22 protein-coding genes and 1 rRNA gene are annotated in these 24,165 nt (G+C 62.8%); 9 read left to right on the forward strand and 14 right to left on the reverse strand.

The genetic code is table 11. The features are described from left to right. The first annotated feature begins 58 nt into the window (after nucleotides 1-58). The 3 genes from AS9A_RS15505 to AS9A_RS15515 all read left to right on the forward strand — a co-directional run bounded on the left by AS9A_RS15505 (nucleotide 59) and on the right by AS9A_RS15515 (nucleotide 3,735). Nucleotides 59-1,603 carry a 1,4-alpha-glucan branching protein domain-containing protein gene (locus AS9A_RS15505; protein ID WP_041452033.1) on the forward strand — a complete coding sequence of 515 codons (1,545 nt, stop codon included), beginning with the start codon at nucleotides 59-61 and terminating at the stop codon, nucleotides 1,601-1,603. After that, nucleotides 1,600-2,829, forward strand: a complete 1,230-nt coding sequence (locus tag AS9A_RS15510; RefSeq protein WP_013808019.1) for a glycosyltransferase family 4 protein — start codon at nucleotides 1,600-1,602, stop codon at nucleotides 2,827-2,829. The genes AS9A_RS15505 and AS9A_RS15510 overlap by 4 nt, the downstream gene beginning before the upstream one ends. Before the next feature lie 63 nt (nucleotides 2,830-2,892). Continuing rightward, a complete protein-coding gene (locus tag AS9A_RS15515; RefSeq protein WP_013808020.1) occupies nucleotides 2,893-3,735 on the forward strand; it encodes an SDR family oxidoreductase in 843 nt (280 codons plus the stop codon). A gap of 96 nt (nucleotides 3,736-3,831) precedes the next feature. Here the strand turns inward: AS9A_RS15515 and AS9A_RS15520 are convergent, their stop codons facing one another. The 6 genes from AS9A_RS15520 to AS9A_RS15545 form a co-directional block, all read right to left on the reverse strand. Then, the gene (locus tag AS9A_RS15520) at nucleotides 3,832-4,581 is read right to left on the reverse strand and encodes an acyltransferase (RefSeq protein ID WP_013808021.1); all 750 of its coding nucleotides are present in this window, start codon (nucleotides 4,579-4,581) and stop codon (nucleotides 3,832-3,834) included. Nucleotides 4,582-4,592: 11 nt separating this feature from the next. Next, complete coding sequence (gene ald / locus AS9A_RS15525) at nucleotides 4,593-5,705, reverse strand: alanine dehydrogenase (protein WP_041451136.1); 1,113 nt, start codon at nucleotides 5,703-5,705, stop codon at nucleotides 4,593-4,595. 87 nt (nucleotides 5,706-5,792) lie between these two features. Further along, on the reverse strand, nucleotides 5,793-6,968 hold the full coding sequence (locus AS9A_RS15530; RefSeq protein WP_013808023.1) for a THUMP-like domain-containing protein: 1,176 nt from the start codon (nucleotides 6,966-6,968) through the stop codon (nucleotides 5,793-5,795). 18 nt (nucleotides 6,969-6,986) lie between these two features. Further along, nucleotides 6,987-8,003 carry a class I SAM-dependent methyltransferase gene (locus tag AS9A_RS15535; RefSeq protein WP_085930648.1) on the reverse strand — a complete coding sequence of 339 codons (1,017 nt, stop codon included), beginning with the start codon at nucleotides 8,001-8,003 and terminating at the stop codon, nucleotides 6,987-6,989. Nucleotides 8,004-8,062: 59 nt separating this feature from the next. After that, complete coding sequence (locus tag AS9A_RS15540) at nucleotides 8,063-8,842, reverse strand: enoyl-CoA hydratase/isomerase family protein (protein WP_013808025.1); 780 nt, start codon at nucleotides 8,840-8,842, stop codon at nucleotides 8,063-8,065. A 47-nt stretch (nucleotides 8,843-8,889) separates the two neighbouring features. After that, complete coding sequence (locus tag AS9A_RS15545; RefSeq protein WP_013808026.1) at nucleotides 8,890-9,702, reverse strand: ABC transporter ATP-binding protein; 813 nt, start codon at nucleotides 9,700-9,702, stop codon at nucleotides 8,890-8,892. 136 nt (nucleotides 9,703-9,838) lie between these two features. Here AS9A_RS15545 and glgB point away from each other — a divergent pair, with 136 nt between their 5' ends. Both glgB and AS9A_RS15555 read left to right on the forward strand, forming a co-directional pair. Next, nucleotides 9,839-12,076: a 1,4-alpha-glucan branching protein GlgB gene (glgB, locus tag AS9A_RS15550; RefSeq protein ID WP_013808027.1), complete on the forward strand. Its 2,238-nt coding sequence runs from the start codon at nucleotides 9,839-9,841 to the stop codon at nucleotides 12,074-12,076. Next, nucleotides 12,073-13,476, forward strand: a complete 1,404-nt coding sequence (locus AS9A_RS15555; RefSeq protein WP_013808028.1) for a neutral zinc metallopeptidase — start codon at nucleotides 12,073-12,075, stop codon at nucleotides 13,474-13,476. Before glgB ends, AS9A_RS15555 begins: the two co-directional genes overlap by 4 nt. Here AS9A_RS15555 and AS9A_RS15560 read toward each other — a convergent pair. The 4 genes from AS9A_RS15560 to AS9A_RS15575 all read right to left on the reverse strand — a co-directional run bounded on the left by AS9A_RS15560 (nucleotide 13,470) and on the right by AS9A_RS15575 (nucleotide 16,459). Beyond that, nucleotides 13,470-14,435: a tetratricopeptide repeat protein gene (locus tag AS9A_RS15560; protein ID WP_013808029.1), complete on the reverse strand. Its 966-nt coding sequence runs from the start codon at nucleotides 14,433-14,435 to the stop codon at nucleotides 13,470-13,472. The genes AS9A_RS15555 and AS9A_RS15560 overlap by 7 nt on opposite strands. A 73-nt stretch (nucleotides 14,436-14,508) precedes the next feature. Then, nucleotides 14,509-14,820 (reverse strand): MTH1187 family thiamine-binding protein, encoded by a 312-nt coding sequence (locus tag AS9A_RS15565; RefSeq protein ID WP_013808030.1) that lies wholly within the window; start codon nucleotides 14,818-14,820, stop codon nucleotides 14,509-14,511. A gap of 30 nt (nucleotides 14,821-14,850) precedes the next feature. Beyond that, nucleotides 14,851-15,231, reverse strand: coding sequence for a DUF3817 domain-containing protein (locus tag AS9A_RS15570; RefSeq protein ID WP_013808031.1), 381 nt, complete (start codon nucleotides 15,229-15,231; stop codon nucleotides 14,851-14,853). Between the two features lie 40 nt (nucleotides 15,232-15,271). Further along, nucleotides 15,272-16,459 carry an acetyl-CoA C-acetyltransferase gene (locus AS9A_RS15575; RefSeq protein WP_041451137.1) on the reverse strand — a complete coding sequence of 396 codons (1,188 nt, stop codon included), beginning with the start codon at nucleotides 16,457-16,459 and terminating at the stop codon, nucleotides 15,272-15,274. Nucleotides 16,460-16,599: 140 nt separating this feature from the next. Between AS9A_RS15575 and mce the strand changes: the two genes are divergently transcribed. Both mce and AS9A_RS15585 read left to right on the forward strand, forming a co-directional pair. Then, nucleotides 16,600-17,067, forward strand: a complete 468-nt coding sequence (mce, locus tag AS9A_RS15580) for a methylmalonyl-CoA epimerase (RefSeq protein WP_013808033.1) — start codon at nucleotides 16,600-16,602, stop codon at nucleotides 17,065-17,067. A gap of 99 nt (nucleotides 17,068-17,166) precedes the next feature. Beyond that, the gene (locus AS9A_RS15585) at nucleotides 17,167-18,135 is read left to right on the forward strand and encodes a coiled-coil domain-containing protein (RefSeq protein ID WP_148262483.1); all 969 of its coding nucleotides are present in this window, start codon (nucleotides 17,167-17,169) and stop codon (nucleotides 18,133-18,135) included. Nucleotides 18,136-18,165: 30 nt separating this feature from the next. Here the strand turns inward: AS9A_RS15585 and AS9A_RS23355 are convergent, their stop codons facing one another. From AS9A_RS23355 to nucS, 3 genes are all read right to left on the reverse strand, one after another. After that, nucleotides 18,166-18,489, reverse strand: coding sequence for a hypothetical protein (locus tag AS9A_RS23355; protein ID WP_083826701.1), 324 nt, complete (start codon nucleotides 18,487-18,489; stop codon nucleotides 18,166-18,168). A gap of 26 nt (nucleotides 18,490-18,515) precedes the next feature. Continuing rightward, entirely contained in the window at nucleotides 18,516-20,591 is a 2,076-nt protein-coding gene (gene tkt, locus AS9A_RS15590) for a transketolase (RefSeq protein WP_013808035.1), read from the reverse strand. 123 nt (nucleotides 20,592-20,714) lie between these two features. Beyond that, entirely contained in the window at nucleotides 20,715-21,374 is a 660-nt protein-coding gene (nucS, locus tag AS9A_RS15595; protein WP_041452039.1) for an endonuclease NucS, read from the reverse strand. A 116-nt stretch (nucleotides 21,375-21,490) separates the two neighbouring features. Here nucS and AS9A_RS15600 point away from each other — a divergent pair, with 116 nt between their 5' ends. Next, nucleotides 21,491-23,071: an adenylate/guanylate cyclase domain-containing protein gene (locus AS9A_RS15600; RefSeq protein WP_041451138.1), complete on the forward strand. Its 1,581-nt coding sequence runs from the start codon at nucleotides 21,491-21,493 to the stop codon at nucleotides 23,069-23,071. A gap of 201 nt (nucleotides 23,072-23,272) precedes the next feature. Beyond that, nucleotides 23,273-23,857 (forward strand): dihydrofolate reductase family protein, encoded by a 585-nt coding sequence (locus AS9A_RS15605; protein ID WP_013808039.1) that lies wholly within the window; start codon nucleotides 23,273-23,275, stop codon nucleotides 23,855-23,857. Nucleotides 23,858-24,006: 149 nt separating this feature from the next. On the opposite strand, the gene rrf is transcribed toward AS9A_RS15605, so the two are convergent. Continuing rightward, nucleotides 24,007-24,124 (reverse strand): 5S ribosomal RNA (rrf, locus tag AS9A_RS15610). Nucleotides 24,125-24,165: the final 41 nt, after the last annotated feature.

Consider the following 24,165-nt stretch of genomic DNA (forward strand, 5'->3'; position numbering starts at 1 on the left):
ATCCGCAACCGTGCACCCGAGTACCGCGAAGAATCACAGCGGGGGCAGCGTGCCAGGCATGTTCTGCCTGGTTCTGCATAGCCATTTGCCATGGCTCGCGCACCACGGCCGCTGGCCCGTGGGCGAAGAATGGCTCTATCAATCGTGGGCGGCGACATATCAGCCGGTCTTCCGCGTTCTCCGTCGCCTCGCAGACGAAGGCCGCTCCCGGCTGGTCAGCCTCGGCGTCACCCCTGTGCTCGCCGCCCAGCTCGACGACCCGTACACCCTCGCAGGCATGTACGACTGGCTCGGCAACTGGCAGCTGCGCAGCCACGAAGCAGCACTCGCCACTGCCCGCGAATGCGGTAGCGGCGCCGTATCACCGGCGTCTCTGCGGCGGCTAGGCGGGCGCGAGCATCGCGCCTCGGCCGCAGCCGTCGAAGACTTCGAACAGAACTGGCGCCACGGCGGAGCAGGCCTCATCCGCTCTCTTACCGACGCAGGTGCTATTGAGCTGCTCGGCGGGCCCCTCACGCACCCGTTCCAGCCGCTATTGGACCCAGAACTCAGGTCGTTCGCCCTTCAGCAGGGGCTTCGAGACGCTCGACAGCGCTTCGGCACCCAACCCACGGGTATTTGGGCTCCGGAGTGCGCATACACGCAGGGTCTGGAATCGCTGTACCAGCGCAGCGGAGTGTCACACTTCCTCGTTGACGGACCGAGCCTGCGCGGTGACACCAGTCTCGGACGTCCCGTGGGAACATCTGGAGTAGTCGCTTTCGGCCGCGATCTGCATGTCAGCTACCGCGTATGGTCGCCGAAGTCCGGGTACCCGGGGCACCGTGACTACCGGGACTTCCACAGTTATCACCACCCCACTGGACTCAAACCGGCGCGCGTGACGAGCAAGAACACGCCTGCCGAGCGCAAGGCTCCCTACGATCCGCACCGCGCTGCCACCGCGCTCGACGAGCACGCCGATGACTTCGTCGAAACAGTCCGGCGGCGGCTCGCTGACGAGTCGGCGCGCATCGGGCGACCGGCGCTCGTCGTTGCCGCCTTCGACACCGAACTCTTCGGCCACTGGTGGCATGAAGGACCCGAATGGCTTGAGCTTGTGCTGCGGCGGCTGCCCGAGGCGGGTATCCAGGTTGGGACCTTGCAGGACGCGATGGACGGCGGTTACGTTGGCGCCCCAGTGCAGCTTCCGGACTCATCTTGGGGGTCCGGCAAGGACTGGCGGGTGTGGGCCGGTGACGACGTCCAGGACCTCGTTCAGCTCAACGCTGAGGTCGCGGAACTCGCGCTTACGGCGGTAAAGAAGCGGGCCGAACATCTGCCCCGAAGCACCCGGGACACCGTTTCGGATCAAATCATCCGGGAGGCACTGCTCTGCCTCGCTAGTGACTGGGCCTTTATGGTCACCAAGGACTCAGCGGTGGACTATGCACGCGACCGCGCGCACAAACACGCACACGCCGCGCGGGAGATCGCGGCCGCCGCGCTGAGTGGCGACGAGGCCCGCGCCCGCGCACTCGCCGCTGGGTGGCAGCATGCTGACGGCCTCTTCCCGGCACTCGATAGCCGGGTGCTCACGGCAGGAAGTGGGGTAGCTCGATGAAAATCCTCATCATCTCCTGGGAGTATCCGCCCGTCGTCGTGGGCGGCCTCGGACGGCATGTCCATAACCTGGCGGTTCACCTTGCCGAAGCCGGTCATGACGTCGTCGTGCTGTCGCGCCAGCCTTCCGGAACTGACGCGTCAACGCACCCCACTTCCGACACGAGCACCGAAGGTGTCCGGGTCGTCGCGGTCGCCGAAGACCCGCCCCATCTGGTCTTTGGCGAAGACATGATCGCCTGGACCCTCGCCATGGGGCACGCGATGGTCCGTGCGGGCCTGCAGCTGAGCGAAGATTGGCAACCCGACGTGATCCACGCGCACGACTGGCTCGTCGCACACGCGTCGGTCGCGCTGAGTGAACACCTCGACGTTCCACTCGTCGCGACGATCCACGCAACAGAGGCAGGACGGCACAGCGGCTGGGTGTCGGGCCGAATCAACAGGCAAGTCCATTCGGTCGAGTGGTGGCTGGCGAACGCTGCAGATGCGCTTATCACGTGCTCGACGTCGATGCGAGACGAAGTGTGTGCGCTGTTCGGGCCCGCTCTCTCGCCCGTGACCGTCATCCACAACGGCATAGACACGGCTACATGGGCTTATCAGCCGCGGGTACCGCACGGCGGCCCCGCTCGCTTGTTTTATGCAGGCAGGCTGGAATACGAGAAAGGCGTTCAGGACGCGATCAAGGCCTTGCGGGAGGTCCGGAAAACTCACCCCGGCACGACCCTGACGATCGCGGGCTCCGGGACGCAACTCGAGTGGCTCATGCAATGCGCCCGCGAGGCGCGCGTGGCCCGAGCCGTCAAATTCGCCGGACCTCTTGATCATGACGGGCTTCTGGACTGGCTCTACACAGCCGATGCGATCCTGCTGCCCAGCCGTTACGAGCCGTTCGGCATTGTCGCTCTGGAGGCGGCAGCCACCGGGGCACCGCTCATCACCTCGACCGCTGGCGGCCTCGGAGAGGCGGTGATCGACGGGGTGACCGGCCGGACGTTCGCTCCGGGCGATACAGCAGCGCTGACAAGCTGCATCCGGAATGCACTCGATGAGCCCGAACTAACTCAGCATATGGCCGAGGCCGCGCGCAGACGTCTCACCCGGGAATTCGACTGGTCCTCGGTTTCATTTGCTACATCTGAGGTATACAAGACGACGAGCAAACGTCCACACCGGACCCTGGCGCGCCCCACTATCGTCGAGCGCCCATTGCCAGGACGCTGAGCGGCTCCCCCACCCTGCGGAGCGGTTCACCATACTTCGATCACAAGGGATAGGCTGACCGTTATGGGTTTTTCAGTGAAGGGTAAGACCGTGCTAGTCACGGGTGCGGCCATGGGAATGGGGCGTCTGTTTGCCGAGAAGGCAATCAAAGACGGCGCCGATTACGTCATTATCTGGGACATCAACGCACCGGAGCTTGAGAAGACAGCCGCAGCTCTCGAAGAAGCCGGCGGCAAAGTCCACGCTCAGGTGGTCGATGTCGCCGATCTCGACCAGATCGAGAAGGCCGCTCAGGAAGTCAACGAGCAGTACGGTGCGCCGCACGTACTGATCAACAACGCAGGAGTCGTTCGCGGCAAGCACTTCTGGGACCACGACAACCTCCGTGACACCAAGTTCACGATCGACATCAACGTGCTCGCACCGATGTACATCACGCGCGCATTCATCAACGGGATGCTCGAGCGTAAGGACGAGTCACGCATCATCAACCTCGCCAGCGCGGCTGGCACCGTTGCGAACCCGAAGATGTCGGTATACGCCGGCTCGAAGTGGGCTGCGCTGGGCTGGAGCGACTCCGTTCGTCTCGAACTCGAGCAGGAGGGCCACAAGCACGTCAAGGTGACCACCGTGTGCCCGAGCTACATCGACACCGGCATGTTCGAAGGTGCGAAGGGCCCACTGCTGGCTCCCATCCTGAAGCCACAGGAAGTCGTTGATAAGAGCTGGGAAGGCATGAAGAACGGCACTCCGCTGATCTTCCTGCCGAAGACGGTCCTGCTGTCGAAGGGCCTCAAGGGCGTGCTGCCTACGAAGGCATGGGATTTCCTGGCTGGACGTGTCCTCGGTGTTTATCACAGCATGGAGGAATTCAAGGGCCGCGAATCGAAAGAAAGTGCCGAGTAAATAGGCTCCCTGCCGAGCATTCGGCTTAGTGCGCGCGCTCTGGAAATCACCAGGGCGCGCGCACTAAACCTTCCGTCTTAGGCGGGCTGGGTGGGCTTAACCGGCATCGCGCACGTCACCCAGTTTCTTTCGCTCGATGTCTGCCAGTGCTTCTGCGTGCTTGCGCCGCTCCTCCGCTGACTTCTCCCACGTGTCTTTTCGGTTCTTGACAACCTTCGCGGGCGCGCCTACCGCGATGCTGAAGTCCGGAATCACCCCTTTCACCACGGCATGGGCTCCGAGGACGCAGCCACGGCCCACCGCGGTGTTACGCAGCACCGTCACTTTAGTGGCAATCCAGGTATCGGCTCCGATCCGCGTCGGCCCCTTGACGATGCCTTGATCCTTGATCGGCATGGTGATGTCTTCGATGACATGGTCGAAATCACAGATGTAGCACCAGTCAGCGATCAGCGCCGCATCGCCGAACTCGATATCGAGGTAGGTGTTGACCACGTTCTGCCGACCGAACACAACCTTGTCGCCTATCCGCAGCGATCCCTCGTGGCAGCGGATGGCGTTCCCGTCACCGATGTGTACCCAGCGCCCGATTTCAAGTCGGCCGAGACCGGGCGTGGCGTGAATCTCGACGTTCTTGCCGAGGAACACCATTCCACGGAGGATGACGTGCGGATTCGAGATGCGGAACTTCAGAAGCCGGTAGTAGCGGATCAGATACCACGGCGTATACGCCTTATTCCGGATCACCCAGCGAAGCGATGACACCGAAAGAAACCGCGCCTGGCCGTCGTTCTGCTTCCGCGCACGCCACCGCGAGCGGTACGGCGAACCCCACATACTCGTCATGGGGAGTTAGCCTACGAGATTGTCTCGTCGAGTGGCGTATACGGAAGCCCGTGAGCTACTGCGACAGGCTCCTCCGTGATCGATCCCGCCGCGACATTCACTCCCAGAGCCAGCGCCTTATCAGCACGAATAGCTGCTTTCCACCCATCCCGGGCAAGGTGCTGAATGTAAGGCAGTGTCGCGTGAACAAGCGCCGACGTCGAGGTGTGCGGAACCGCGGCAGGCATGTTCGTCACGGCGTAGAACGAGGAGCCGTGAACCTGATAGGTGGGTTCCGCATGCGTCGTCGGTCTGGAATCCTCGAAGCAACCACCCTGATCGATCGCGATGTCCACCAGTACGCTTCCCCGCTTCATCCGGCTGACCTGCTCGTTCGTGACCAGCTTTGGTGCGCGTGCCCCCGGAACGAGCACGGCACCAACAATCAGGTCCGCCTGGAGAACTGCGTCCTCCACCATCGACGACGTCGCCATGAGCGTCCGGACCCGGTTGCCGTACCGCTCCATCAAGTTGCGCAGCCGCGCAGGGTTCTTATCGAAGGCGGTAACATCGGCGCCCATCCCAGCCGCGACGTCGATCGCCTGCGTACCAGCACTACCCGCACCTATGACGACGATGCTCGCCGGCGCGACACCGGCGATCCCGCCGAGCAAGACGCCCCGCCCTCCACTCGCTGATTGCAGCGCCCACGCGCCTACCTGGGTCGCGAGCCGGCCGGCGATTTCACTCATAGGCGTCAGCAACGGCAATGAACCATCGGCGAGTTCTACCGTCTCGTATCCCAGCGCCGTGACACCGCTCGAAACGAGCGCTTCCGTGCACTCTTTCGATGCCGCCAGATGCAGGTATGTGAAGAGCGTGAGATCTGGTCGCAGGTGCCTGTATTCATCCGGCTGCGGTTCCTTGACTTTGACCACAAGTTCACAGCCCGCCCAGGCATCCTCTGTACCGACGATCTGCGCGCCAGCGGAACCGAAGTCCGAATCCGCGAAAGAGGATCCCGCTCCTGCCCCCGCCTCGACAAATACGTCATGACCTGCCGCGCAAAGGTCAAGCACCGCCGCGGGCGTCAGCGCCACGCGATTCTCTCCACTTTTGGTTTCCCGAGGGACTCCAATTCGCATCCAGGCCTCCCTTCGTCTCCAGTTCCGAGCGTTGCACGCCGACGCGCGCCTTGCACGCTACTTGAGTCAAAGATTCAGGTGGATGGCCTAGCTCGTGGATTGATGTGCCGCCACAGGTTCGCAGATGAAGACCTCCGCCCGGCTGCCGACGCGCGTGATCACGAGGCTCAGTGCGCGCGAGCCACGTGGTTTCAGCCGCTTGCGCAGCGCATCGGGATCAACATCAACGCCTCTGACGAGGATCTCGAGGCTGCCACAATCGCGGGCGGATAGCTCGCGGCGCACCTGTTTTTCCCTCAGTGGCACGCTGGTCAGGACACGATGGCCGCGCGCACCCGGGGGCACAATGTCTCCGGTGAGGTACGCGATGCGCGGATCCAGCTGCCAGAGCCCAAACCGTGCCGCGTACTGGCGCACCAGCCCCGCACGCACAACCGCACCGTCCGGATCCACGATCCACTCTCCCGGCGCGCGAGCGGGAACATCATCCGGCTCACCGCCGGTCAGCGTGAAGGATGCACCGGTGCTGGACAGCAGCGTCGCGCGAGTCTGATTTGGGCGTTCAGTCAGCCCAGGAGACCAGAGCGCGCATTCGCGGACCGCGCCGTCGAGGGAAACGATCTCCACCTCGCCGCTCCACTCCAGCTTCAGGTAGTCGAGACCGGGGGCACATTTGACGACGACGTCACGGTCCGCGCAGGCGTCCATCAAAGCTGGCAGCGGCGGTTGCAGTGCTGACGGGTCAAACGTGCGGCCCGCACCGGTTCTGCGTGCCGGGTCCGCGACGATCACAGCGTCCCGCGAGCAGGGTTTCAGGGCATCAGCCCGGACCAGCAGCGCATCTGGCACGTTTACCGTCGCCATCGCCAACCTGACGGAATCGACGTCACTGCCGATCACCACACGCGATTCGCGACACAACTCTCGCAGATCCGCACCGATCGAACAGGTCACATCGTGCACCGCCCTGCCAGCGAGCCGGACAGCGCGGTGCCGGGCCACAGCGGTGGGTGTTGCCTGCTGGAGCGCGTCCTGGGTAAAGAGCCAATCCTCCGCATCGCGCAGCTTGGTTCGGGCTTTGCGGCGCAATCGCACTGTCTCAGCGAGCGCAGCCGCATACTCCGGCCACCGCCGCCGTAGCTGGCCTGCATCCGCGATGAGGCTGCGTTCGCTCAGTTCCAGTTCAGCCGCCGACGCGAGAGCTTCCACACCCTGATCTGAGCGAAGAAACCTGATGTCGGCGAGGCTGAAACGGTATCCCACCGTAGTCGCGCGACTCTGCTAGCGAGAAGGCTTCACGCCAGTGATCATCGCATTGTAGAAGTAACCCCTCGGCACGATGTGGCGGAGCACCGTCTCGTCGAGCCAGCTGAGCTTTTTCCACGCGTGGTAAGCGAACAGTCGCCAAGTGACGGTCAGCTTCTCTTCCGGAACAGCCGCCTCGAACGTCCGGATCGGCCAGCCAAGTAGCGCAGCCGCAAACTCTTCTGTGCGTACACGGACGTCGTCAGCGCCTGCCGACGCTGCGATCCTCTCGAGTTCCGCAGGGTCGAAGGTGTGCAGGTCGACGACCGCTTCCAGAGCCGCCGCCCGCGATGATTCATCGAGTTCCTGCTGCGGACGCCGCCAGGTGCGGAGCATTGGCAGCTTCGTAATGTTGGTCGTCGCGTACCACGTTGCCTGGCCAAGCTTGCGGGCGTACAGGTTCCCGACGGTCGTCGGTTCGCCCGCAAAAAGGAAGCGGCCGCCCGGCTTCAAGACGCGGAGCACCTCAGTAAGTGCCTTCTCGACGTCGGGAATGTGATGCAGAACAGCGTGGCCCACCACAAGATCGAACGTGGCATCGTCGTAGGGGATTCCCTCCGCGTCCGCCACTCGTCCGTCCACGGTGAGGCCGAGATGCTCCGCATTGCGCAGCGCAACTTTGACCATGCCAGGCGAGAGGTCCGTCACCGAACCTGTTTCGGCAACACCGGCTTGCATGAGGTTCAACAGGAAGAAGCCCGTTCCGCAACCGAGTTCGAGCGCCCGCCCATACGGCAGCGGCTCGTCACCCGCGATCGCTTCAAACCGGCCCTTGGCATAGTCGATGCAGCGTTCGTCGTACGAAATCGACCACTTCTCGTCGTATGTTTCCGCTTCCCAGTCGTGGTAAAGCACCTGAGCCAGCTTGGTGTCCTCAAATGCTGCGGCCACTTCCTCGGCGGTCGCGCGGGGTCGCGGAGCGGGGTCCACCGGTGGGTGGCCATTGTTTGTGGGCCCCTGTGCTGCTGTGGTCGGGTCTGCGTCGCTAGACATCGTCGTCATAGTAGTCTGCTGGTCCTGTCAGTACGTCGTGGATCAGAGTGAGCACGGGCCTACTGGCCGGTGAACTCGGCCTTGCCGGGGCCATTTTCGATAAATGATTTCATGCCGATGGAACGATCGTCAGTCGCGAACAAACCTGCGAACAAATGGCGCTCGATCGCGAGGCCCGTGTCGAGGTCCGTATCGAGACCTTGATCAATCGCTGCTTTCGCAGCGGCGAGCGCCCGGGACGCACCCCCTGAGAACTGAGAAGCCCAAGCGCGAGCTGCGTTGTAAACCTCGTCCGGGGCCACGACCTCGTCCACGAGGCCGATCGACAGCGCTTCGTCGGCCTTGACGAAACGACCGGTATAAACCATGTCTTTCGCGCGTGAGGGACCGACCAGGCGCGCGAGACGCTGCGTTCCACCGCCTCCTGGGATCACGCCGAGCAGGATCTCCGGAACCCCCAGCTTCGCGTTGTCACCAGCGATACGACGGTCCGCGCCGAGCGCGACCTCAAGCCCGCCACCGAGCGCGTAACCGGTGATCGCCGCGACGGTGGGCTTCGGAATCGACGCAATCGCGCTCAGCCCAGCTTGAAGCCCCGCGATGGCCTCCGACATCTCCTGAAACGACATGTCGGCCATTTCTTTTACATCCGCGCCAGCGGCGAACACCTTCTCACCGCCGAAAACAATGACGGCTTTGACATCCGCCCTGCGCGTGGCCTCACGCGACACATCGAGCAGTTCGCTTTGAACCTGCCGGTTCAGCGCATTCATCGGCGGCCGGTTCAAGCGGATCGTCCCGATGCCATCGGACACGTCAAGGGTGACAAATTCAGCCATGCAAGGCAGGCTACCCGGTTCCGCTGACAGAAACGAAGACGCCGACTCTACCGCCGGTCCCGACGTGCGAAGTAACGCCCGTCCTCGGCAGAGAGGACGATGGGCTGCGCGAAGGTTTCCGAGAGATTCTCGGCTGTCATGACCTCACTGAGAGGGCCCTGAGCGACATCCGTCCCGTCGCGCAGCATCAGTACGTGTGTGAAGCCCTGTGGAACTTCCTCCACGTGATGGGTGATGAGCACGATTCCCGGAGCCATGTCGTCTCCCGCGAGGTCCGCGAGGCGAGCCACCAGATCTTCCCGGCCACCGAGATCAAGACCTGCAGCTGGCTCGTCGAGCAGGAGCAGTTCTGGGTCAGTCATCAGCGACCGCGCGATCAGGACGCGTTTGCGCTCGCCTTCCGACAAAGTTCCGTACTGCCGGTCGACAAGGTGATCGGCACCAATCGCGGCGAGCATCTCACGTGCACGGTCGTGGTCAATGTCGTCGTACTGCTCGCGCCAGCGTCCCAGAACGGCGTACCCCGCAGACACCACGAGATCCGCCACACGTTCCCCGCTGGGAACACGCTGCGCGATAGCCGCCGACGAGAGACCGATGCGCGGGCGCAGCTCACTCACATCGGTACGGCCCAGTGTCTCGCCGAGAATATGAGCACTCCCTGAGGTGGGGTGCAACTCCGCCGCCGCGATCCGCAGCAAGGAGGTCTTCCCCGCCCCGTTCGGGCCGAGGATGACCCAGCGCTCTCCAGGCCCTACGTGCCAGCTCAGCGGGCCAACTAGGGTGTTTCGGCCACGTCGCAGCGCAACATTGTCAAATTCGATTAGCAGATCCGGATCAGGTTCTTGCACGCCCTCCATCTTGGCTTACGAACCGTCGCGCGTCGCGCCGAGGGGCACGTGTGTCGGTAATGTCCCTGCACCACAATCACGAACACGGCGCGTCGCAACGAGCCCCTGCCCCGTCGAGCCCGCAACGAGGTGGCAGGATTCAGCTATGTGCGACAGCGAGGTGAGCGGTTCAGAGCATCCCGCCGCGCCGCCGCCTGAGGAACTCGAACGGCTCATGGCTGGCCGACATAGTGATCCGCACTCACTGCTCGGTGTACACCGCACCGCACGCGGGCTCCTCATCCGCGCACTGAGGCCATACGCATCGGGTGTGACTCTCGAAGCTCCCGGAGACCCCTGGGATCAAACCCGGCTCGACGCTTTAGGAGACGGGCTCTTCGGCGCGCTGCTCCCCGTAGACGAGATCGGCGAATATTGGCTTACCGCCACGTATGCGCGCGAACGCCACCGCGGCCGCGACGGCTACCGCCGTGCGCCCACCCTCAATCACGCGGACCTCGCAGCGTTCGCTGAAGGGATCCACTATCAGCTGTGGCGCCTATTGGGCGCGCAGCCTGTGGACGGTACGGATTCCGGATCTCCCGCCGGAGTGCGATTTTCAGTGTGGGCACCGCACGCGGAAGGCGTCACGGTCACCGGTGATTTCGACCGCTGGTCCGGCCGCACATTCCCGATGCGGCTGCTTGACGCCGGGGTCTGGGAAGTCCTCGTTCCAGGAGCAGAGATCGGGCAACTGTACAAGTTCCGCGTCCACACTCCCGACGGCCGCGTCATCGAAAAAGCCGACCCGATGGCGTTCGCCACGGAGATCCCGCCGGCCAACGCGTCACGCATCACCGCCTCCCGCTATCTCTGGGCCGACTCGATCTGGATGCGGGCACGCAAAGAACAGGCGGGACAGTCAACCGCACCGCAACGGCCACTCAGCGTGTACGAACTGCACGCTGGGTCCTGGCGCAAACACAGTGACGGCAGTTGCCTCACCTACCGCGAGATTGCCGCGGAGCTGATTCCTTATGTCAGCGATGCGGGTTTCACCCACGTTGAGTTTCTGCCGTTGACCGAACACCCCTTCGGCGGGTCCTGGGGATACCAGGTGAGTTCCTACTACGCTCCCACCGCGCGTCATGGCACTCCCGACGACCTGAGATTCCTGATCGACCAGCTCCACCGTGCCGGAATCGGCGTCATCTTTGACTGGGTTCCCGCGCACTTCCCGCGCGATGACTGGGCGCTGGCTCGTTTCGACTCAACCGCCCTCTACGAGCACGCCAATCCGCTGCGCGGTGAGCACCCGGAATGGGGCACCTACATCTTCGACTGGGGCAAACCCGAGGTTCGCAGTTTCCTGATCGCCAACGCGCTGTACTGGCTGACCGAGTTCCACGTGGATGGCCTTCGTGTCGACGCTGTTGCCTCAATGCTGTATCTCGACTACTCGCGGCCTCCCGGCGCTTGGGAACCCAACGAAATTGGTGGCCGCGAAAACCTCGAGGCGGTCAGTTTCCTGCAGCAACTTAACTGTGCGGTCGAGCAGCATGCGCCGGGTGCGATCATGATCGCCGAGGACTCGACTACCTGGCCCAAGGTGACGCGGCAGGTGGCGCTGGGCGGGCTAGGTTTCACGTTCAAATGGAATATGCGCTGGATGAATGACATTCTGCACTTCGTCGCAAGGCCATACGCCGACCGGCCGCCGCACCACAGCGACGTCACTTCCGCGCTGATGTACGCCTGGTCGGAGAACTACGTTCTGCCGCTCAGCCACGACGAGGTCGTTCACGGCAAGGGAACGTTGTGGTCACGTATGCCCGGAAAGGACACGGCTAAAGCGGCGGGCGTGCGCGCGCTCCTCGGTCACATGTGGGCGCATCCGGGTAAGAAGCTTCTTTTCATGGGACAGGAGTTCGGTCAGTCGGCGGAATGGAGCGAAGCGCGCGGGCTTGACTGGTTCGAAAGCCGTGATGACCGCACCGCCGTTGGCCCGCACACTGGCATCGCCGAACTCGTCCGCGAACTCAACCGGCTGTACCGGACTCACCCCGCACTGTGGGAACGTGACGGAACGGCTGACGGATTCTCCTGGATCGACTCGAGCGACAACAGCAACAGTGTGGTGTCCTATCTCCGGCACGCCTCGGGCGGCCGTGTCATCGCCTGCATCGTCAATTTCTCCCCGCAGATGAGAAGCGGCTACCGTGTTGGGCTCCCTGCTGCCGGAAGGTGGCGAGAAATCCTGAACACCGACGCTGAACAGTTCGGGGGCTCAGGACACGTGAACCCCGGTTACGTCACGGCAGAACCTGAGCCCTGGAATGGGCGGCAAGCCTCCGTTGTGCTGTCGCTGCCGCCACTGACTGCCATGTGGTTCAGGCCGCTGTGAGAACCCACCGAAAACATGCGTCGGGGACACTCGCGTTCCTCGTCGTTGTGCTCGCACTAGTCGCAGCATGCTCCCAGCGAGCTGATGTCGGCGCGGGCGGCAGCACCGACGGACCGAACGGGCTTCGGGATGGAGCTCCGCCACCCTCCGTCAGAGCTTTCGGTGGCGCACAGACTGACACTGACCTGATCGCGATGAGCGCACTGAGTGACCTGAACGAATTCTGGACCGGAGAATTCAGATCGGTCTCCCCGCGTCCCTTCACACCGTTGACGCTCTTCCTGTCGTGGGACGCTGCCGCTGCGATGCCAGACAGTGGGATCTTCTGCGAAATCACCACCTCTGGCCTCGAGAATGCCGCGTACTGTCCAATCGACAATTCAATCGGCTGGGACCGCGGGGTCCTGCTGCCTTATGTTGAGCAGCATTTCGGTCAGCTCGGGGTCGCCACCATCATGGCTCATGAGTTCGGCCACGCGATTTCGGCACAGACGGGCTTTCTCGACGACAACCGGGAACTACGCGGCTACCCGCTGCTCGTATGGGAACAGCAAGCTGATTGCTATGCAGGGGTTTACCTTCGCCATGTGACGGACGGGACCTCCCGCTGGTTCACGCTCAACACTGGAGAGGGGCTGAGCACGGTGCTCGCAGCGATGGTCGCGATCCGGGACCACGACCTCACCGCACCGGATACTGGGCACGGGTCCGGTTTCGATCGGGTTACCGCACTTCAGCTCGGTTTCACCGAGGGGGCTGAGCGGTGCAATCTCATCGGTGCGGATGAACTCGAGCAGCGGCGGACAATGCTGCCGCACGAATTCGCTGGCCCACACGACACGGGAGATCTGCCGGTAACAGAGGGCACTGTCCGGCTCGTCGCTGATTCGTTTCTCGAACTTTTCCCCGCTGACGCGCCGCCCGCGCTCACGTTTGATCAGGAGACTCGCGGATGCTCCGAAGGGACCTATCCCGTCAACTACTGCCCTGCACACCGTAGTGTCGAAATCGATCTGGACGCCCTCAGCGCACGGGGCCAGCCGGCGTTGGCGCCTGGCCCGTTCCCCACCGCTATCCGCGGCGATTTCACTGCGTTCAGCATCGTTGCCTCCCGGCTGGCGGTCGCCAGCCTGCACGAGCGTGGCCTGCCAATCCAGGGCCCGAGCGCCGCGCTCGCAGCCGCATGTATGACTGGGGCCTGGGCTGGGCAGGCCGCCCACGCTTCCGTGGGGCGGATCTATCTCTCCCCCGGCGATCTCGACGAAGCGCTCAGTGAACTGCTGACACACGACCTCATCGCCAGCGATGTGGAGGGCTCAGCGACGGCCAGTGGGTTCGCCCGTGTGGAAGCCTTCCGCAGCGGCATCATGGATGGACCGGACTCGTGCTCGAGTCAGTAGAGGGCGGCAGCGAGGTCTCGCCGCGCAGCGAGAACCAGCGGATCAGCGGGATCGAACAGATCAAGCAGCGAGATCAGACGTTCCCGCACGCGTGACCGGTCATCACCAGCTGTGGACCTGATGAGGCCGATCAGCCGTCCAAATGCCGCTTCTGGCTCGCGGTTGACTACCTCAAAATCGGCAGCGTCGAGCTGAGCGTCGATGTCGTCCGGATTCGTATCCGCGATCTTGGCGGCCTCGGGCGAAAGATTCTGCACCCTTGCGAGGAAACGTGCATGGTTCGCGCCGGCCTTGGCCTCGGTGTTTCGCGGCTCATCATTCAGGATCTGCGCGTAGGCAGCTTCAGCTGCCGCGAAGTCACCATTCTGAAGCGCATCTTCCGCGGCTTCGATCCGCGGGTCACGCGGAGGCTCAGCGACAGCATCGGCGTCTTGCCGCGCCTCCCCTGGCAGCTTGCCTTCGACTGCCTTCAGCAACTCACCGAGCCACTGCCTGATCTGCGGCTCCGACTGCATTCCTGCGAACGCGTGCACCGGCTGCCCGCCAGCGATCGCAACCACGGTCGGTACCGACTGCACACCGAATGCCTGAGCTATGCGCGGGTTCGCATCAACGTCAATCCGCGCGAGCACCCACTTGCCGTTGGCCTCGCTCGCGAGCTGCTCCAGGATTGGTGAAAGCTCTTTGCACGGTTCAGCCCACGTGGCCCACAAGTCGACGACGACGAGTACCCGGTTTGAGCGCTCGATCACTTCGGATTCGAACGTCTGCTCGGTGACGTCGGTAATCAGCGAGGGGCCGTCACCGGGCGCCGGGCGGGCGGAATTCTGCTGTGTCGGCGAAGCCTTCTGAGCAGCGCGCTCCTTCAGGGCGGCAAGATCTACGGCCCCGGCGAGTGAACTTGGGAAGGATCCAGCGCGGCTCGCGGCCGACGCCGACTGAGGTCCAGGTCGAGTCACGCAACCAGTGTGGCATGAAATCGCGCTCAGCCACGAAGCGGCTCCGTGACTGTTACGTCACGAAGGCGGTCCGCTACTGGTCAGGCGAATCTGAGAGGAGGGACTCCACGCGCTCAACTTTTGCCTGCAGTTGACCAGTAAAGCCCGGGCGGATATCGGCTTTGAGCACCAGGCTAGTGCGGGACGAATACTGGCCGACGGCATCGCAAGCACGCTTCACCACCGCCATTACCTCGTCCCATTCTCCTTCGATCGTGGTGAACATGGCGGTGGTCTCATGCGGCAGGCCGCTTTCACGTACGACGCGGATAGCCGCAGCCACTGCCGCACTCACACTGCCGGAGTCGTCCCCCGCCGCGGGGCTGACACTAAATGCGAGCAGCATGAACCGTCCTCCTTAGCTCTCGGGGCCGCGCTACGGAACGGGCACACTCTCCGTCTGGGTTTTCGACCCCAGGTAGCGCTCAGACAGTTCCGCGAGATGCCCCTTACGGACCGCCCACCATTCGAAAACGACAGTCCCTACGGGCGGAATGCTCGAGAGCAGAGCCAGCCCAGTCACTTGCCATGACCAACGCAGCTCGCGTGCGGTCGCCAGCGCGATCACTACGAAGAGCGCGAACGCAAGCCCGTGAATCGGGCCGAAGATCTTGACGCCGATCTCGGTCGTCTGGCTGACGTGCTTGAAGAACATGCCGACAAGCAAGCCTACCCAGGTCAGCGCCTCAGTAACGGCGATGAATCGGAAACGCTTGGCGGAGGTGCTGAGGTTGAAGAATTCACGCATGACTGACATTCTGCCTCATCACCGCGGACAAGTACTACATGCCGTCGTATTAACGCTTGGGGACGCGGACGATGAGCGCGTCGCCCTGGCCGCCGCCGCCGCAGAGACCGGCGGCACCCACACCCCCACCTCGGCGCTGCAGTTCGAGCGCTAGGTGCAGGACAATCCTCGTACCCGACATGCCCAGCGGATGGCCCAGCGAAATCGCACCGCCGTTGACGTTGATCCGTTCGGATGTGACACCCAGTTCGCGCCCAGAGACGATTCCGACCGCCGCGAAGGCTTCGTTGATCTCGATCAGATCCAGCTCTGATGCGGTAAGACCCGCCTTCTCACAGGCGTTCCGGATCGACATCGAAGGCTGCGACTGCAGCGTGGAGTCAGGCCCAGCAGACATCCCGTGCGGGCCGATCTCCGCGAGCCACTCAAGTCCCAGCGACTCGGCCTTCGCCCGGCTCATGGCCACCACCGCAGCAGCGCCGTCAGAGATTTGCGAGGCGTTCCCCGCGGTCACTGTGCCGTCCTTGCGGAACGCGGGGCGCAGCCTTCCGAGTGATTCCGCAGTCGTGTCGCCACGCACGCCCTCATCAGCCCGGAACTCGACAGGGTCGCCCTTGCGCTGCGGGACCGGAACGGGCACGACCTCATTGTCGTACAGGCCGTCTTTCCACGCCCGCGCCGCACGCTGATGCGAAGTCGCGGCAAACTCGTCCTGCTCCTCGCGACTGACCGCGTCGCTGTCGTTGCGCTTCTCGGTCAGCGCACCCATTGCTTCCTTGGTAAATACGTCGCGCAGTCCGTCGAAGGCCATGTGGTCGATGAGTGCGGAATCCCCGTATTTGGTGCCCTCCCTGCTGTTCAGAAGCAGGTGGGGCGCATTGCTCATCGACTCCATGCCACCCGCGACGATGATGTCAGCCTCGCCAGCGCGGATCATCTGGTCGGCGACCGCGATGGCGTTGAGACCTGACAGGCACACCTTGTTCACGTTGACGGAGGGGATTGTCATCGGGATTCCTGCCGCCGCAGCTGCCTGCCGTGCCGGAAGCTGTCCCGCACCTGCCTGCAGTACGTGACCGAGAATCACGTACTGCACGGACTCCGGTGTCACACCCGACTTTTCCAGCGCGCCTTTGATCGCGACACCGCCGAGTTCCGCTGCAGAGAGCCCCTTGAGCGAACCAAGCAGACGGCCAATTGGTGTACGCGCACCCGATACGATGACCGACGACGTCATGTGAACCTCCATAAGGACGGGACTTCCGGCACCCAGATCCTGCACACTGAGCGCATCACGACCAGGCTACTAGCCGCTCTGACCGCCCGAGCGTCCTCCTGCCGTGCGCCCGTGCACCGCCGGGCGATACCTTTGCTTCTATGTCCACCGCTGAAATCTCTGAGCTCATCACGCAGATCGACCACGTCGGCATCGCTGTTGCCGACCTCGATGCAGCCATCGACTGGTACGGGGCTTCGTTCGGCCTGGTTGTTTCACACCGGGAAACCAATGAATCCCAGGGCGTTGAGGAAGCGATGCTCGTGCCAGCGAACTCGGCGCAAGGCGCAGCCACCTCGACAGCCCTTCAGCTTCTCTCCCCGCTAACCGACGAATCCACCATCAGACGCTTCCTCGATCGCAACGGCCCAGGTATGCAGCAGCTCGCCTACCGCGTCACCGACCTGGATGCCGCTGCCGAACATTTCCGGGCGAAGGGCATCCGGCTGCTTTACGACGAGCCGCGCCGCGGTACAGCTGACTCACGTATCAATTTCCTGCATCCCAAGGACGCTGGCGGAGTTCTGGTCGAACTAGTCGAACCCGCGCACGGCGCGCCGAACCATTAATCATGGTGACTAAGTGCACACTGGTCCCATCAGAGCCGAGTGGTCATCGGACCGCCCCAGCTCAACACCCAGCTCACCCGCACGATAAGGCTGATTCAGATGGCGCGATTGACCGACGTGACACCACAAAGCACGATGTTCAGCATCGCAATGCGCGGTTACGACCGCGCCGAAGTTCACGAGCAGCTCAGCAGGCTTGACGCGGAAATCCGCGTCACTGCAGCTGACCGCGACGCGATCGCCGCGCAGGCAAACGACCTAGCCGACCAACTCGATGAGGCACGCGCTGACATACAGGCGCTACGCGAGGAGGTGGACCAGCTTGTCACCACGCCAACGTCCGCCGCCGACGTCAGCGACCGTATCGCCAGAATGCTGCGGCTCGCAGCTGATGAAGCCGCCGAGACACGCGCTGATGCACAGGCGGAAGCGGCCGAAATTGTCTCGGTGGCCGAGCAGAACGCCAACGAACTCGAGACTCGCCAGAACCGCGAGTACGAGGAGTGGACCCAGCGCCGTGCGCGCCTAGAGGCTGAGCAGAAGGAAACACTCGCGCGGGCGCGGACGGAGGCAGAACGCATCGTTGAGGGTGCGGAAGCCAAACGTCGCCAGATCGAGGCGGAGACAGCCGCTCAGCAGCGTCAGGAACAGGACGACTTCAACACGACGATGGCGGAAAAGCGGACGAACGCGCTGCGCGAGATCGAGGAACTTCGCGACCGGGCACGCAAGGACGCTGAACGAATTGTCAAGGAAGCACAGGCCGATGCAGATAATCGGGTCCGTACCGCCAGCCAGCAGGCGAACGACCGGATTTCCTACGCATCGAAGCTCGCAGAGGATCTCGGCGCCGCGCGTGACCACCTGCTGTCGCAAATCATCAAGGTGCGCGAGCAGTTCGATAGCTTCCCCAGTCTTCTGAACCAGACTGATGAGGAGCGCGACCTGCTGGATGATTCGGCGCGTACGACCTCCGCGAACAAGCGTGAGATCGCTTCTCTGCAGAACAACGGGCGAAAGAACCCCGAGCAGGCCCCGCGGTCTAGCTCGGAGTCGCAGCACTCCTGACAGGACTGCGCCCCGCACGGCAGACGGACCCTAGGACCATCGACGAGTGACGGTCCGGGTCCGTCTGGCGTTCCAGCACCCCTTATGCCAGTGCCGACGGTCCTCCTCGCCGCCAGGCATAGTGCGCCAGGCGACGACGTGCGGCAGGCCCGCAGGAATTGTCTGGTCACACCCCGGGCAGCGGTAGATTTTTGTCGCTGCCGCTCCAGGCACGTCACGAACTGAGTATTCAGCTCCGGGATCAAAGCCATCGCCGCGTTCGATCCTGGTGCTGAAGACACCGGTATACGACAATGGCGGGCGCGCAGACGATCCGCCGCGCTCCCGCCGACGTGATTGGTTCCGGCGTGGCACGACAACGATGGTAGCGGGAGGGACGGTCACACCGTCGGCTCGAGGTATCCGCGAATCCTTTCTGTGAGGTTATCGGGGGTGAAGCCGAACCTCGTCTGCAGCTCCTTCAAGGGAGCAGAGGCCCCGAAGGTATGCATGCCGACTATCGTTCCCTCAAATCCTGTGTAGCGGTCCCAGCCGAACGTCGATGCCTTCTCAATCGCGACACGCGCGGTGATATGAGGCGGAAGGACCATTCGCCGGTATTCAGCGGGCTGCCGATCGAAAAGTTCCTGGCAAGGCATGCTCACCACTCGGACTCGCGCTCCTTCGGTTGTGAGCTGCTCGTACGCAGCGACAGCGATATGCACTTCGCTGCCCGTCGCGATGACAATGACGTCAGGGGCTTCGCCACCTGGAGGGTCCGCGAGTATGTAGGCGCCGCGCGCGACGCCAGCGGCAGCCCCGTATCGCTGACGGTCCAGGGTGGGGAGGTTCTGCCTGGTGAGCACAATGGCAGCCGGCTCATGCTGCAGCGGCATCACCGTGCGCCATGTTTCAGCCACCTCATTGGCGTCGCACGGCCGGAACACATCGAGCCCGGGGATCGCACGCAGCGAGGCAAGGTGCTCCACAGGCTGATGGGTCGGGCCGTCTTCACCTACCCCGATCGAGTCATGCGTAAAGATGTGGATGACGGGCAGTTCCATCAGCGCGGATAGCCGTATCGCACCCCGTGCAAAATCAGAAAAAATGAGGAACGTCGACCAATACGCGCGGATTTTCGCGAGCGCAAGCCCGTTCGCCACCGCCGCCGACGCGAACTCCCGCACCCCAAAATGGAGATTCCGGCCCCCGAGGTCGCCGGAACTGAAATCGCCGGCGCCGTCGAACGTAAGGCGGGTCTTCGTCGACGGTGCCAGGTCGGCGGAGCCACCCAGCAGCCATGGCAACTTTGTCGCTACCGCATTGAGCACCTCGCCCGAGGAACTGCGTGTGGCAATGCCCTTCACGTCGGCTGCGTACTCGGGTATCTCCGCGTCCCAGCCGTCGGGCAGTTGCCTGCGCAGCATCGCGTCCAGATGGCCAGCAAGTTCCGGGTACTCAGTGCGGTACCGGTCAAAGAGAATCTCCCACTCGTTCCGCAATTGCTGTCCACGGGCACCGATGCCGTCGGCGAAATGCTCATACACACCGTCGGGGACAAGGAATTGCTCATCTTCCGGCCAGCCATAGAAGCGCTTTGCCGCCGCAGCCTCGGACTCCCCCAACGGTTCACCGTGCGCCGATGCCGTTCCCTGTTTCGTTGGCGCTCCGTATCCGATCTGGCTGTCAACAATGATCAGAGTGGGCCGTTCGGTCTCACCCTGGAAATCACTCACCGCCGCAGCCAGGGTTTTCGCGTCATTGGCATCGCGCACACGCAACACACGCCAGCGGTGACCGATGAAGCGGGTGGCCACATCTTCGGTGAACGCAAGTTCCGTGCTGCCTTCGATACTGATCTCGTTGCTGTCGTAGATCCAGCACAGGTTCGATAATTCAAGGTGTCCCGCAAGCGATGCTGCCTCCGCGGCGACCCCTTCCATCAGGTCACCATCACCGCACAGGGCGTAGGTGTTGTAGGTGAATAGCTCAAATCCGGGCCGATTGAAATACGCTGCGAGCCATCTGGCCGCGATAGCCATGCCGACACTGGTGGCAAGTCCCGTTCCGAGTGGGCCGGTGGTCGCTTCGACACCTGCCGTCCAGCGGTATTCGGGGTGTCCCGGGCATTTGGAATCCAGCTGCCTGAAGTTGCGAAGATCATCGATGCTGACCGCCGGCTCGCCGAGAGTCTCATAGTCGGGGTTGACGGAGCGAACACCAGACAAATGAAGCATCGAGTAGAGCAGAGCCGATGCGTGACCGACGGACAGCACGAATCGGTCCCGGTCCGGCCAAATCGGCGCGGCAGGGTCGTACCTCAGGAATTGCTGCCACAGGGTGTACGCCACTGGCGCCATCGCCATCGGTGTACCTGGGTGTCCAGAATTGGCGGCCTGAACTGCGTCAATGGACAATGTCCGGATGGTGTTCACGCATAACTCGTCGAGCGCTTCTGCAGATTCTGTTGCGACCACGATCACTCCCCAGTCTTCGCTTGAGCACACCCGCACCCCTAGCGTAGGGACAACGTCACCGGTACCGGCATAAATCTGGGCGAGAAATCCGAATATCTACGGCGCTAGCGCGCACCGCTTCCTCTAGAAGAGCCGTAAGTCAGCTGACTCGGCGCCGCGCAGAGCGTCGTAGTCGAGCACAACGCACCGGATACCGCGATCCTCAGCGAGGGTGCGTGCTTGCGGCTTGATCTGCTGAGCCGCGTACACCCCACGAACAGGAGCAAGGAGCGGGTCTCGGTTGAGTAGTTCGATGTACCGGGTGAGCTGCTCGACACCGTCGATTTCGCCGCGGCGTTTGATTTCAACGGCCACAGACGCGCCGGAAGCATCCCGGCACATTAGGTCCACGGGACCGATCGCTGTCGGGAACTCGCGGCGCACCAAAGTCCAGCCGTCACCCAGAGTCGTCACATGTTCGGCCAACAGCTTCTGCAGGTGCGCTTCGACACCGTCCTTCACCAAACCGGGGTCTACGCCCAGTTCGTGGCTAGAATCGTGCAGGACTTCGGTAATCGAGATGATTAACTCTTCCCCAGCTTTATTGCGCACCACCCACTTGTCCGGCTCTTCTGCCAGCCAGCAAGGAGGTGACATCCAGTTCAGTGGCTTATACGAACCGCCATCCGAATGCACGAGGACTGAGCCGTCCGACTTCACCATGAGCAGGCGCTTCGCCATCGGCAGATGCGCCGTCAATCGGCCTACGTAGTCAACTTGGCAATGAGCGATCACTAAACGCACCCGTTCACCATACGGGCGCACGACATGCTCGGCATAACGGCCTCGCCGAACGCCAACGCGTATCCACCACTCGGCAATGCCGCAAATCATCGCGGCCACTCGCCTAGTCTCAGACTATGCGCCTACTACCCTCGTTGGACTCCCCTATGGGCTCGTGGATACTCGGCGGCGAGCGCGAGGGCAGGTTCAAGCGGCGCGTCCGGATCCAGGTGCTGCTCACGGTATTTATCGTGAGCGCAAACGTCATCGGCATTACGATCCTCTTAGCGCTGGTTGCCTTCGTCGTACCGGGACCTGACGTCCTCGGCGACAGTCAGTTCCTCATCCCCAACTTCGTCGTTGTCCCCACCTACGTCGGACTAGCGCTGCTGATCGGCATTCTGTGGGGCACCAAACGCGCACTCAAGGACCTGCGCTGGTCACGCGAAGGTCAGGCACCGACCCCGAAACAACAACGCACCGCCCTCGCAACACCGTGGCGACTTACGGTGATTCAATTCGTGTTGTGGGGATTCGCGACCGTGTTGTTCACCATTCTCTACGGAGTGATCGAACCGGACGCCATTGCCAAGATCGCGTTCACCGTCGCTGCCGCTGGAATCGTGGTGTGCGCGATTTCTTACCTTCTCAGCGAATTCGCGCTGCGGCCTATCGCAGCGGAAGCACTCGCCGCCGGTGACAGACCCCGCCGTAGAGTCGGAACGGTCGGGCGCTCGCTGGCGGGCTGGTGCCTCGGGACCGGAGTCCCCGTAGCAGGGCTGATGATCATTGCGATCGCAGCAGCAATTCGGGACGATGTCGCCATCACGCAACTCATCATTGCGATCCTGGCGCTCGGAGCGATTGTGCTCTGCTTTGGGCTGCTCATGGAAATCCTGACAGCACTACGTACGGTCGCACCGATCCGGCTCGTGCGGGCAGCCATGCACCGCGTAGAAGAGGGTGACCTAGACGCGAAGGTTGTCGTTTTCGACGGAACCGAACTGGGAGACCTCCAGGTCGGATTCAACCGTATGGCCGACGGGCTCCGGGAACGCGAACGCATGCGGGACATCTTCGGGCGCCACGTGGGGCGCGCTGTGGCGGAAAAGGCACTTACCGATCGCGCTGAACTGGGCGGCGAAGAACGTAGCGTGGCTGTTTTCTTTATTGATGTCATCGGTTCTACGACGCTCGCCGCAAACAATCCACCGAAAGAAGTTGTCGCTCTTTTGAACAGATTCTTCGCTGTGATCGTCGAGGAGGTCGACTCCCATGGTGGGTTCATCAACAAGTTCGAAGGCGACGCAGCCCTCGCAATATTCGGGGCCCCTACTGAACTTGACGATCCGGCCGGTTCAGCCCTCGCAGCTGCACGTCAGATTATGAACCGACTGAAGCGTGAGGTCCCTGATTGCGAGGCGGGAATCGGAATTGCTTATGGGCGTGCTGTTGCGGGAAATGTGGGGGCCCACGAACGTTTCGAATACACCGTTATAGGTGATCCTGTTAATGAGGCGGCGCGACTATCCGACCTTTCGAAGAAGGTCCCCGGCTGCACCGTAGCGTCACGCGAAACAATTGATGCCGCGAAGAAGTCCGAAGCGAAAAAGTGGGCATCTTATGACCGGGTCACACTGCGCGGCAGAAACCGTGAAACTGAATTAGTGGTTCCCCAGGCATTCCTCAAAAGCAAAGCAACCGCACCATCGAGTTAGGCCGAATAGTGGCTCTTCAGAAAGCCGCACCTACCGCATCGCCGCCACCGTGCTCGCGATCAACCCCGCCGAACCGATCGACTGGGGCGACCTCGCCGGTCGCGCAGGCTACTTCGACCAGGCCCATTTCGGTCACGAGTTCCGCGCCTTCACCAGGCTCATGCCGACCCGGTACGGGACATCCCAAGCAGAGGAGCGCCCATGGGCAAAGTAGTCATGTACAGCACGGTGTCTGTAGACGGCTTCATCGCGGACGAAAACGACCAGCCCGGACCCCTGTTCGACTGGTTGCTCAGCGGTGACGTGCCATTGGACGAGAGCGGCGCGTTGAAGGTGTCGCAAACGTCCTACGACTACACCCGGCCGTACTGGGACCAGATCGGGGCGACTGTCGTCGGCCGCCACGTCTTCGACATGACGGACGGCTGGGAGGGGAAGCCTCCGGGCGGGGTCGACCACGTGGTCGTCGTGACGCACCGACCGAAGCCCGAGGGCTGGGACCCCGAGGCGCCGTTCCACTTCGTCGACGGCGTCGACGCGGCCGTGGCCAAGGCGCAGGAGCTTGCGGGTGGTGACCGCATAGTCGAGATCGCTGCTGGCGACGTCGGTGGCCAGGTGCTTGCCGCAGGCCTGATCGACGAGGTGCGAATGGACGTCGTGCCCGTCGTGTTCGGGTCCGGCAAGCGCTACTTCGGGTCGGTCCACGCGCAGCACCTGTTGGAGGATCCTGACGTGGTGATTCAGGGCAACCGGGTGCTTCACCTGCGTTATCAGGTGCGCCGTTGACCGATCTGAGCGGGTACGCAAAGAAGTCCACTGCGAACGATGACACCACGACTGTGAATAGTCCGAACAGTCTGATGGCTGGCTCACCGCGGGTGAGCACAAATTGAAAAGACGGGGCGAGATTACTCGCCCCGTCTTTTCGGGATAATGTCCGGCGGTGTCCTACTCTCCCGCACTCTCGCGTGTGCAGTACCATCGGCGCTGGAGGGCTTAGCTTCCGGGTTCGGGATGGGTCCGGGCGTTTCCCGCTCCGCTATGGCCGCCGTGACAAGTCTTTTGTTGTTGTTGTGGCTGGGGTGGTGTGTTGT

The organism is Hoyosella subflava DQS3-9A1, assembly GCF_000214175.1.
GTDB classification, from domain to species: domain Bacteria; phylum Actinomycetota; class Actinomycetes; order Mycobacteriales; family Mycobacteriaceae; genus Hoyosella; species Hoyosella subflava.